The organism is Thiolinea disciformis DSM 14473 (assembly GCF_000371925.1).
GTDB classification, from domain to species: Bacteria; Pseudomonadota; Gammaproteobacteria; order Thiotrichales; family Thiotrichaceae; genus Thiolinea; species Thiolinea disciformis.
Window position 1 is genome coordinate 1 of the sequence record NZ_AQVE01000043.1, and the last position, 11,482, is coordinate 11,482.

Below are 11,482 nucleotides of genomic sequence, written 5' to 3' on the forward strand. Positions count from 1 at the left end.
AGGACACGACTTGTATCTCTAACCCCTGAACCATTGATCGCCATCTCAACAATTTTTTCGGGAATACCGTCGCGGTTGCCCACATTATGATAGTAAAGTTGAAAACTACGTTGGCAATCACGGCAGCGGTAACGCGGTTCACCACTACGCGCATAGCCGTGTTTGTAAATCGATGCACTTTGACAGTAGCGGCAGTCGACTGGTACGGTGGCCATACACACCTCTTCCTCAGATCAAATGCCTTTAACGATAAAGCTCCATCAAAGCGTTTTCAACTCCCTTAAATCACGACCGTTTTGATACAAATCTATTTGCTGGCCTTCGTGATGAGAAATGCCAAGCACACGATATATCAGATAATGCGAAACATCATCAGCAAGCATTTCCTCCGTTCTTGCATCAATCGCCGCAAGTAAACGACTTGAATAGTCTTGAGCCAATTCTTTTATTGCTTGCTGAATTGTCATAAATTTCTCTTCCAATACTGCTGTGTATGTTGTGAAGGGTCTAACAGTTTATTAGGCGGCGTTCTGGAATATCAGGATAGGAAGCCTGCGATCAATTGGTGAGCACACGCCGCCTATTTGGTTCGTCGATAATTCTGCATAGTCGGGAATTATCAGAAATCATGTTCCCAAAATTCACAGTTAATGTTAATGGATAAGAAGCATCCACGGTTTCATGTGCTGCCAAAGATAACCAATCAGGTTTCAATGATCTTAATATCAACAAATCGCGTTCACAGCAAATTTCAACTTTAGAGGCATTTTTAAAGGCTAAATCAGGCAGAATAGTTTATCACATGATTTTTGCCCCCAGTGAAAATAGCTATGATAAGCACGAAGATAGCTTCCCTATGCAGACAGTAGGTTTAGCATAGGTGAGGCATATACAAAATTCTACCTAGTTCTCATACCCCAACACAGGCGCCAACCACTTTTCCGCCTCTGCCACACTCATGCTCTTACGTGCCGCAAAATCCTCGACCTGATCACGTGCCACGCGCCCAATGCCGAAATAGCGCGACTCAGGATGGCTGAAATACCAACCCGAAACCGAGGCAGCAGGGTACATGGCGTAGGATTCAGTGATAATCATGCCCGTGTGTTTTTCCACCTCCAAGAATTGCCACAGCGTGCCTTTTTCGGTGTGATCAGGGCATGCAGGATAACCAGGGGCAGGGCGGATGCCTTGATATTTTTCTGCAATCAAATCATCATTTTCCAAGACTTCGTGTGTCGCATACGCCCAGAGTTCTTTGCGCACACGCTCATGAATGCGCTCGGCTAAAGCTTCGGCTAAACGATCACACAAGGCTTCTAGCATGATTGCACTGTAATCATCATTGGCGGCGCGGAAGGCTTGTAAGTGTGACTCAATGCCAAAGCCCGCACTTACTGCAAATGCACCCAACCAATCGGCTTTGCCTGAGCTTTTCGGGGCAATGAAATCGCTTAAACAATAGTTCGGTTGTTGCCCATTGCGATCCATCTGCATACGCAAGTGGTGTAAAGTGGTTTGCGCTTGGGTGCGTGCGGCATCTTGATACAATTCAATATCATCGCCCACGCTATTGGCAGGGAAGAAACCCACAATAGCCTTGGCTTTAATCCAGCGTTCGCTCACCAGTTTGTGCAACATGCTTTCCGCATCGGCGAATAACTTTTTCGCCTCCACACCTACCACTTCATCACTTAAAATATCAGGGAAACGTCCCGCCAATTCCCAACTACGGAAGAACGGCGTCCAGTCGATACGCTCCACTAATTCAGTCAGTGGATAATCGGCAAAATTGAGAATCACGCCTGTACCACTGTGAATCAGTTCGGCATCATCAGGAATGATTTGCGCAGCCTTTTGTGCATTACGTTCGGCTTGCAGCTTGTGCGCAATACAACAGTATTCTTTCTGACCTGATGTGGCTGCGGCTTCAATCAACTTCGGCTTAGGTGGTACATAAGTTGTCCAATCCGCTTTAAAGCTATTCGCACGCGCATCGGCAATGGCAATCAATTTACGCTCGGTTTGATTGGCGGCACGTTTGACGCGCACTTGCTCATATTCATCACGAATGCTTTGTACATAGGCTGGCTTTTGTTCTTTCGACAATAAGCTACTGGCGACACCCACCGCGCGCGAAGCATCTGGCACATACACCACGATATCATTTTGATACTGCGGCTCGATCTTTACCGCTGTATGAATTTTGGACGTGGTCGCGCCACCAATTAATAAAGGAATATGGAAATCTTGACGCTGCATTTCTTTGGCAACATGCACCATTTCATCCAAGGAAGGCGTGATCAGACCTGATAAACCAATAATATCTACGTTCTGTTCGCGTGCGACTTGTAGGATTTTTTCGGCGGATACCATCACGCCTAAGTCGATCACCTCATAGTTATTACATTGCAGCACCACGCCGACAATGTTTTTACCAATATCATGTACGTCACCTTTTACGGTTGCCATCAGGATTTTGCCATTGGCTTGTACATCCGCGCCTTCTTTCTCAGCCGCCATAAACGGATCGAGATAAGCCACGGCTTTTTTCATCACGCGCGCGGATTTAACCACTTGGGGCAGGAACATTTTACCTGCACCGAATAAGTCGCCGACCACATTCATGCCATCCATCAGCGGGCCTTCGATTACTAATAGCGGGCGACCTAATTTAACCCGCGCTTCTTCGGTATCTTGATCCACATAAGCATCAATCCCTTTGACCAAGGCATGTTCCAGACGTTTTTCCACCGCCCATGAACGCCACTCTAAATCTTCTTTTTTCTCTTCCGCCTTGCCATCGCCTTTGTATTTCGGAGCGATTTCTAATAAGCGTTCAGTTGCGCCCGCATCCCTATTGAGAATCACATCTTCGACCGCATCGCGTAATTCTTTAGGAATATCGTCGTACACTTCCATTTGCGAAGCATTGACAATGCCCATGTCCATACCCGCTTGAATCGCGTGATAGAGGAACACGCTATGAATCGCTTCGCGCACTGGATTATTGCCACGGAAGGAGAACGACACATTCGATACCCCGCCCGATACGTGCGCATGGGGGAGGTTTTGACGTATCCAGCGCGTGGCTTCAATGAAATCCACTGCGTAGTTATTGTGTTCTTCAATCCCTGTTGCCACTGCAAAGATATTGGGGTCGAAGATAATATCTTCGGGTGGGAAACCGACTTGCTCGGTCAATATCTTATAGGCACGACTACAAATTTCGATTTTGCGTTGTTTAGTATCCGCCTGACCTTGTTCGTCAAAGGCCATGACAATTACTGCCGCACCGTAGCGCCGTACTAATTTGGCTTGTTGAATGAATTTGTCTTCGCCTTCTTTCATCGAGATTGAGTTGACGATGCCCTTGCCTTGAATGCACTTTAGACCTGCTTCGATGACTTCCCATTTGGACGAGTCGACCATCACGGGCACACGCGCAATATCAGGCTCGGAGGCAATCAAATTCAGGAAGCGGTTCATTTCTTTTTCCGCATCCAACAAGCCTTCGTCCATATTCACGTCAATGACTTGTGCACCACCTTCGACTTGTTCGAGTGCTACCGCTAAGGCTTCGGTATATTGACCTTCTTTGATTAAACGCTTGAATTTGGCAGAGCCTGTGACATTGGTACGTTCACCCACATTCACGAATAAGCTGTCTTTGCCCACATTGAAAGGCTCTAAACCAGACAGGCGTAATTCCGCATTCAAGGTTGGAAGTTGACGTGGCGCAATACCGTGTACTGCGTCGGCAATAGCTTTAATGTGTGCAGGCGACGAACCGCAGCAGCCACCGACAATATTCACAAAACCGTGTTCCGCCCATTCCTTAATTAAGGCAGCCATTTCCGCAGGCGTCATGTCATAAGCGCCCATCTCATTCGGCAAACCCGCATTGGGATGGGCTGATACAAAGGTAGCAGAAATGCGCGCCATTTCTTCCACATATTGACGTAATTTGTCAGGTCCTAACGCACAGTTCAGACCAAAGCTCAGGGCATCGGCATGTGCTAAGGAATTATAAAAAGCTTCGGTAGTTTGCCCCGTTAAAGTACGCCCTGATTCATCGGTGATCGTGCCAGAAATCATGATTGGTAATGTAATACCATCTTCCTCAAACACTTGCTTGACCGCAAAGACAGCAGCTTTAGCATTCAGGGTATCGAAGATGGTCTCAATCAGAATCATATCCGCGCCACCTGCGATTAAACCACGTGTCGATTCCTTGTAGTTCTCCACCAATTCATCGAAGGTGATATTACGGAAGCCCGGATCATTCACATCGGGTGAAATCGAACAAGTGCGTGAGGTCGGGCCTAGTACACCGGCCACATAACGTGGTTTATCTGCTGTGCTGTATTCCTGTGCTACAGATTTAGCTAATTGCGCGGCGGCTACGTTGATTTCATACGCATAGTCCTGCATATCGTAATCGTGCATAGACACGCGTGTGGCATTGAAGGTACAGGTTTCCAGAATATCTGCCCCTGCGGCGAGATATTGCCCGTGAATCTCACGAATCACTTCAGGTTTGGTCAGCACCAATAAGTCATTATTGCCTTTGACTTCTTTCTGCCAATCCTTAAAACGCACCCCGCGATAATCCGCTTCTTGTAATTGATAACGTTGAATCATCGTGCCCATCGCACCATCCAGAATCAGAATGCGTTGGGTGAGGGCGGTTTGCAGTGGCGTAGACATGGGCAGAATCCAGAGTACAAAACCGGATATTGTTGCTGCACTGCGCCATTAAAGCAATTTCAAGTTTTTCAAGGAAATGTTGAATAAAATTGGATAAATTAGTTGAGTTTAGGAAAAAGGATTGAGCAGTTTTACGCCTGTATGCTGAAAGTCAGCCACATTGCGTGTAACCAAGGTTAAATCATAAATTAGCGCTGTTGCCGCAATTAGTTTATCCAATTCGTGTTCTGGATTAGGCACTTGTAGCTTTCCCCAAATTTGTGTTGCATCAGCATCAATAGCCAGAATATGGTCTTGATAATTTTGTACAATCGTTTGAAACCATTGTTCTAATTGCTCAGCTTGAATCAGGTCGTTGCGATGGCGAATGCGCTCAATTCCACGCCTTAGCTCGCCAATCGTAATAACGGATAAATACACAGATTCATTAGTTACACCAAGAACCCGAAAGAATGCTTGCACACCAACATTAGCCCGTTCGCCTTTGCGAATTTCACTAATGACATTGGTATCAATTAAATACATCATCTGACCGCGAAGAGGTTTGAGCACGAGCGAAGTCAGCATCCAGCCCCACATTTGGCATAGTGTTTAATAGCTCAGCAAGAGAGCGTTTTTTTAAAGCACCCAATACCTCACGCAGAATTATACGGTGTTCCATTTCTGCACTACGTCCATGACGTGCCGCTCGCTGTTTGAGCGCATCAATGATCTCAGGTTCAAGATTACGGACAATAAGGTTAGCCATAGCAAGCTCCTATTTGATAGCAGTGCTATCATTTTAGGTGAGTTTTGCTTGTATGGCTAGCTATGTACTTGAATGAGGATTTTAGAGCGAGGATTTAGCTGTTTGTTGTAGTTCGGCGAGTTCATGATCGCGACGATGATAGCCTGTTTCTTTTATAAGATCTGCTGCTTTTTCAAGATGTTGCTCTAAAGTTAAGACTCCACCACACTCGCCATTGTCGAAGGGTAAAATGCGTTGTTCTCGAGTTGGGGTAGCTTCGGGGTATTGGTGAGCATCAGCTTCTACAGCAAGAATGAGGCGTGCCATTTCGAGGTGATAGTCAGTGAGATGGAGGCGCATTTTACTAAGCTGCGCTATTTCATATATTTCTTGAAGCTTCAAGTTAGCTGATGTGTATTGCTGCTCTTTAATTTTAAATTGTGAATATACAAAATAATATTTAATCATGTGGTGTGGATTATTTAAGTAGTCCAGTGATACTTCTAGTTTCTTTAACCAGGAAAGAGCTTGTTTTTTTTCTCCTTCTCTTAACCAAGATTTACAAATAGTTAATTGATCATAAAACAGTGACAACCGGCTGTATGTTTTACCGCATTTCTGTAGTGCTTTGGTAGCCCGTTTTCTGGCTTCTTTTGTTTGATTAAGATCAATTAGTGTTTCGCATAAATATGCACCTGGTAGTGAGTGTAAAAATGGTATGGTAGATAAGGAGCATATTTCTTCAGCTTTTTTAAAGAAAAAGCTTGCTTCTTCTATATGATTCTGTAGATGCAGCACACGGCCAGTCACGCAAAGAGCAGTTATTTTTGCTTGAGGAGTGTTAGCCGCATTTGCAAGATTTATTGTGGTTCTTAAATTGGCTTTAGCCTTTTCTAATAATCCTAGATTAATCATTGATTCAGTAAGAGATGCAGAATTAATTACAGCAGAGTCTGGTGCAGTTTTTCCTGAATCCGCAACAGCAGCATATACAGCCCTTGTTTGAGCTTCAATGGCTTCACTATATCTTCCCATCGCATCTAAATAGCTAGCAGCTCTATTATAAAGATTATTCTCCATACTAGGTATAGTATTAAATTTTAATGAACACCAGGGAGTAGAAAAATAATTGGAGATAAGGCTTAATGCTTCTGACCAAGCACCTAACGTATCTACTAAATAAAAATTACCCATATAATTACTAGGTTCTTGCTCAATACGTTTCCAAACAACCTCCTCCCAAGATTTTAAATACAGCTTTGCTAAGCACCCATGTGCCACAGCACTAAATAATGGCTGCATCTCCTCTAGTGTTTCAGGTAAAAACTTCCCATAAAGCCTCTCTGGCAAAGCTTTGTAATACTCATACAGAACTGTGTGAGCTTTTATCCAAACGGCTTCATATTTTTCTTTTAACTGCTGTCCGAAATACTCTCTGATCAAAGGATGACAATCGAATAAATCATCTTGATTTTGATGAGCTGACATCATTCGGTATTCTTTTATTAATACCTTTTGTGCTGCTTGCCAATCTCGTATGGTCACACCTTGCGTTAGTTCAGGAATTTGTGCTTCCCACAAAACCTGCAAAACCTCTTGCTCTACAGGGTGATCAAATAAGCTCAGCAGATAAAGTAGTTTTAGCTCAATACTTCCAGCCAACCAATGTTGATAAGCTTGCATCACTCGAAAAGCATGGCGCTCCACATAGTCATATTCACCTATCAGCTCTGGCAGGGTGTCACGTTTGCGAATGTCGTTACCCAAATAAGTTGCTACAGCATTAGCTAGTAGATGCAAAGCTAAGGCATGACAGTTGTACTCCTGAACGGCTGCGAGCATCTCCGCCTCACGCCCTTGCACACCAAATGACTTAAGTAGTTTGATACCATCTTCAGGTGCAAGATTGCCTAAATCGTGTGAGTGAACCGTTTTACGTCCTTCTAGTTCATGGACTTTGCGGCGTGTCGTAATGATGCATAAGCTATTATGGTCGCTAGCCAGTTGGCGCAGCAAGCGGCGTATGGCACGATCTTTCAACTCTCCTCTCATGCCTTGGCTAGCTTGTTGCAATGGTTCTAAACCATCCAATACCAATAAACAACACTTCGCCCTTAACAGCTCTGCAATATGCTCGCCTTTTTCTTCTTCAGTTTGAAAGTCAGCAATCGTCTTATCTGAACCCAGAGCGTTCAAGGCTTGAATAAAAAATGGCGTAGAGGCTATTTGTTTATCTTCACTTGAGCCTTGTGAGTAAAACGAATGAATGAGCTGAGCTTTTATTTTATGTTTATTTTCATCTAACCAATATTGCAACAGTTTGGTTTTGCCTGTACCACCCGCAGCTATTAGTTGCACTATGTGTGTGTCAGCATCAGAAAAGGCTTTATCCAAAAAAGCTAGCTCGCTTGAACGTCCAAATAACTCACCTTCAACTGTGGGCAGTTCACCGGAGTTAATAGGTGGTGTTTGAGTAGCGGAAAGTTGTCGAATTGAACCTAAGGGTGGTACAAGATATTCAGCTTGCCCAGTTAGCACACGATAGAGGGAGTCATAATCCGCTGGTAATGTATAAGTTGAATAATCTCTAAGCGGTAAGGGGACATGCTCAATCGAACCGTGCTCAGGAAGAATGGGAATAAATTTGGTATTTTGGTAGTAATGCTGATAAAGAGTGTTTGCTATGACTACGCCTTCAAACGTAACACCTTTTCCACCCTCACGCTCTTCACCACGATAACGCTTTAAATAGTTAGCTGTGCAAATAATTAGAACAAAATCAGCTGCTTCAATTTGCTTTTCCATCCAACGTTGCCAACCTTCAGGCGGAAAGCCATTAATGTATCTATCAATATGGCAATCCAGACCTTCACTACGCAAGCGATTGGCAAACTCTAAAATAAATTGTTTGTGAGGTTCAGAGTCATGGCTATAGCTGATAAAAACCTTAGTCATAGTAGTCGTGGGGTAAGGTAGAAGCTCAAATCTTGAGCTTCTACTAAATTGATAAGGAAGATTTTTACATCGTTTTAGATAAACAAAGCCGCTGCCAAGCCCCCAAATGACACAATAATCGATGCCATATACCAGCGAAAAATGCCTTGGTAATAATGCCCTGCATTGGCAATGTCATAGCGATTGGTGAGCAGTTTGAACAGCACGAAAATCATTAAACCAATACCAATAAGTAAAGTGCCTGCCACTAATCCATCCGCGAGGGTCTGAATGGCTGGATGCTCATCATCCGAAATGGCCCACTGTGCTAGAAAATTCATAAGAAAACCTAGCATGATACCAATCGAGGTGACCATCGGTTGGCGGAAATCACGGATGTCGTGATTCATGGGTAGCTCTTTATGGTCGGACATATAGCCTCAGGATTAGCGCAGTTTCAACAGTGCTTTAGCCGCCTCAACACCGCTTAAATAAGCACCGTGCACCGTACCTTGATAACTACTGCTGGTCGCTTCACCTGCCCAAAATAAACGTCCGGAGGGTTTTGCTAGGTTTTTGCGATCTTGCAACGTACTGCCAACCGCGTTGAAAGAATAAGAGCCATAAGCAAAGGGGTCTTTCGCCCAGCGTGTAATTTGAGCACCGACTGGTTGTGGAATGTTATTGCCAAACATGGTTTTTAATACTTTCATAGCATCAGCGACTAAGGCTTGATCCGTCCAATTTTCCACGGTTCGTGCGGTATCGGCAGCATGGAAGCCCAATAACACGGGTGCACCGATTTTGGCAAAGCTGACCCATTCCACCCAACGCCCTTTATCTGGTGACAAATACTCATGCCAATCAATATTCTTAGGCCAGAATACCTTAGGGAATCGTAAATAGGTTTTGTTGAGTAGTCCCATGCCTAAACGTTGAATAGCGATTTGCTTGTCACGGGATAGAACAGGGCTAAATTGGATAGTGTTGCGTTTTAATACACCTAAGGGCACAGTGATAATCGCATAGTCAGCAGTATGCGTTTGATGTTGGGTAGTGACACTAACGCCTTTAGCACCATAAGCCACTTTAGTTACCGTCTGACCGAGCTGAATATTCAGACCTTGCGCCAAATAGTTAGTAATTTGTTCATAACCTTGTAGGAAGAGTGCATCTGTGCCAGTAAAGGATTTTCCATCTTCCATCGTTTGTGCAGATAAAGTCGCAATAGAGCCAGAGTACTCCTGTTCGAATTTGCTATTCAAATAAAAGTCGAGCTGTGCTTGATAACTAGGAGACACCGGCTTGGTAAGAACCCGATCCACCGCCGCTTTCACGGAAATGTCTTGCTCTAACTGATTGGCCTGATTCAACGCTTGGGTAACTAGCTTTGCGATAGCAGCCTCATTAGCACTTTTAACACCGAGCTTGCTGAGGCGTGGATCAATGTACAAAGCAGCACTGTCATAGCTGGTTACCACCCGTTGCGCTTGGGCAGCTTTTGCTAAATCCGTAATCGGATTTTTGTGTTGCCCATGAATCCATGAGGCGCCTAAATCAAGGGGAATATCTGGCCAAGTGTGACTAGTATAAATGCGCCCACCAATTCGCTCGCGTCCCTCTAAGATAGTGACCGCAATACCTTTCTCTGCCAATGCACGCGCTGCGGCAAGACCTGCGATACCAGCGCCAATAACAATAACACGAGAAGGAGCAGCCTGCGTTTCACCTAAGGGGGACATCACTAAGGGTGATGCAGCCAGCATAGTTAAAAAATGACGTCGTGTAATAAACATAAAATATCACTAAAGGTGGGTGAACAAAAAGTTGGTGCTAGACAGTCTAAGCTAAAGACGAGTAGGAGTGAAACTTGCATTAGCTTATTTATTGATCATTTTATATTTTTAGCTACTATTAGGCAGCTCTGAGAGGTGTAAAACAGTAGCGGCTCAAACGAGCGTGACATTTTTTCACTGCTTTTTCTGACACTCTGTCAGTCTTTCGGGATTAATGGTTTTCCTGCGTTATATCAATGAATGGAAATTGCTTATCTAGCATGATAATAAGCAGCTAAAAACGAAATAAGCTATTGGTATGATTACTGCATTAATGTCAATAGACAAAGGTTTTGGGTTATGTCTAAGTTAGAGTAATTCTTAAAGCATTGTTCCTTACTACTAGGGTTTGTTGTCCAATTATCTTCAATCAATTCAATTAGGTAAACATAGTTATGTTTACTCGCATATTTTTGAGTGTTTTGTTTTTATATAAATGTCCTAAAACATTATGAGGAGTATGAAATGAAGAAATCTGTAAAAACTTTGTTGGCTGCTGTTATTGGTTTCGCATTAATGGCACCTGCTGCTTTTGCAGAAGGTATGTCAGGCATGGGCGGTATGAGTGGCATGTCGGGCATGGGCGGTATGAGTGGTATGTCAGGCATGGGTGGCATGTCTGGTCAGAACATGGTTTGTGTTAAGTGGGTACCTGCTCAAGAAGGCATGGGCGGCATGTCCGGAATGGGTGGCATGAGCGGTATGTCAGGCATGGGTGGCATGAGCGGTATGTCCGGAATGGGTGGCATGAGCGGTATGTCCGGAATGGGTGGCATGAGCGGTATGTCAGGCATGGGTGGCATGAGCGGTATGTCCGGAATGGGTGGCATGAGCGGTATGTCAGGCATGGGCGGCATGAGTGGTATGTCAGGCATGGGCGGCATGAGTGGTATGTCAGGCATGGGCGGCATGAGTGGTATGTCAGGCATGGGCGGCATGTCCGGAATGGGTGGCATGAGCGGAATGTCAGGCATGAGCGGCATGTCCGGAATGGGTGGCATGAGTGGTATGTCAGGCATGGGCGGCATGTCCGGAATGGGTGGCATGAGCGGAATGTCAGGCATGGATGGTATGAGCGGAATGTCAGGCATGGGCGGCATGAGCGGAATGTCAGGCATGGGCGGCATGAGTGGTATGTCAGGCATGGGCGGTATGAGCGGCATGTCCGGAATGGGTGGCATGAGCGGAATGTCAGGCATGGGCGGTATGAGCGGCATGTCCGGAATGGGTGGCATGAGCGGAATGTCAGGCATGGGTGGCATGGATGGTATGAGCG

At 44.9% G+C, this 11,482-nt stretch carries 9 protein-coding genes; 1 reads left to right on the forward strand and 8 read right to left on the reverse strand.

All coding sequences use genetic code 11. The features are described from left to right. The 8 genes from A3IE_RS0118790 to A3IE_RS0118825 form a co-directional block, all read right to left on the reverse strand. Positions 1–215 (reverse strand): IS1/IS1595 family N-terminal zinc-binding domain-containing protein (locus A3IE_RS0118790; RefSeq protein WP_020396254.1); only part of this gene is annotated, 215 nt, incomplete at its 3' end. A gap of 45 nt (positions 216–260) precedes the next feature. Beyond that, positions 261–467: an ApaLI family restriction endonuclease gene (locus A3IE_RS21390; protein WP_020397164.1), complete on the reverse strand. Its 207-nt coding sequence runs from the start codon at positions 465–467 to the stop codon at positions 261–263. Between the two features lie 436 nt (positions 468–903). Beyond that, complete coding sequence (metH, locus tag A3IE_RS0118800) at positions 904–4,710, reverse strand: methionine synthase (protein ID WP_020397165.1); 3,807 nt, start codon at positions 4,708–4,710, stop codon at positions 904–906. Positions 4,711–4,818: 108 nt separating this feature from the next. Further along, the gene (locus A3IE_RS0118805) at positions 4,819–5,238 is read right to left on the reverse strand and encodes a type II toxin-antitoxin system VapC family toxin (RefSeq protein WP_245539218.1); all 420 of its coding nucleotides are present in this window, start codon (positions 5,236–5,238) and stop codon (positions 4,819–4,821) included. Then, a complete protein-coding gene (locus A3IE_RS0118810) occupies positions 5,222–5,458 on the reverse strand; it encodes a FitA-like ribbon-helix-helix domain-containing protein (protein WP_020397167.1) in 237 nt (78 codons plus the stop codon). Before A3IE_RS0118810 ends, A3IE_RS0118805 begins: the two co-directional genes overlap by 17 nt. Before the next feature lie 81 nt (positions 5,459–5,539). After that, positions 5,540–8,392, reverse strand: coding sequence for an SEFIR domain-containing protein (locus tag A3IE_RS22360; RefSeq protein WP_020397168.1), 2,853 nt, complete (start codon positions 8,390–8,392; stop codon positions 5,540–5,542). 74 nt (positions 8,393–8,466) lie between these two features. Next, positions 8,467–8,781, reverse strand: coding sequence for a hypothetical protein (locus A3IE_RS0118820; protein ID WP_020397169.1), 315 nt, complete (start codon positions 8,779–8,781; stop codon positions 8,467–8,469). Between the two features lie 36 nt (positions 8,782–8,817). Beyond that, the gene (locus A3IE_RS0118825; protein ID WP_020397170.1) at positions 8,818–10,167 is read right to left on the reverse strand and encodes a flavin monoamine oxidase family protein; all 1,350 of its coding nucleotides are present in this window, start codon (positions 10,165–10,167) and stop codon (positions 8,818–8,820) included. Positions 10,168–10,671: 504 nt separating this feature from the next. Here A3IE_RS0118825 and A3IE_RS23115 point away from each other — a divergent pair. Next, the coding region (locus A3IE_RS23115) for a hypothetical protein (protein WP_020397171.1) at positions 10,672–11,482 on the forward strand (811 nt) is incomplete at its 3' end.

Bases quoted from the DNA above. Each gene is read 5' to 3' on its own strand.
- A3IE_RS21390 (WP_020397164.1), bottom strand. From the start codon at position 467: ATGACAATTCAGCAAGCAATAAAAGAATTGGCTCAAGACTATTCAAGT.
- metH (WP_020397165.1), bottom strand. From the start codon at position 4,710: ATGTCTACGCCACTGCAAACCGCCCTCACCCAACGCATTCTGATTCTG.
- A3IE_RS0118805 (WP_245539218.1), bottom strand. From the start codon at position 5,238: ATGATGTATTTAATTGATACCAATGTCATTAGTGAAATTCGCAAAGGC.
- A3IE_RS0118810 (WP_020397167.1), bottom strand. From the start codon at position 5,458: ATGGCTAACCTTATTGTCCGTAATCTTGAACCTGAGATCATTGATGCG.
- A3IE_RS22360 (WP_020397168.1), bottom strand. From the start codon at position 8,392: ATGACTAAGGTTTTTATCAGCTATAGCCATGACTCTGAACCTCACAAA.
- A3IE_RS0118820 (WP_020397169.1), bottom strand. From the start codon at position 8,781: ATGAATCACGACATCCGTGATTTCCGCCAACCGATGGTCACCTCGATT.
- A3IE_RS0118825 (WP_020397170.1), bottom strand. From the start codon at position 10,167: ATGTTTATTACACGACGTCATTTTTTAACTATGCTGGCTGCATCACCC.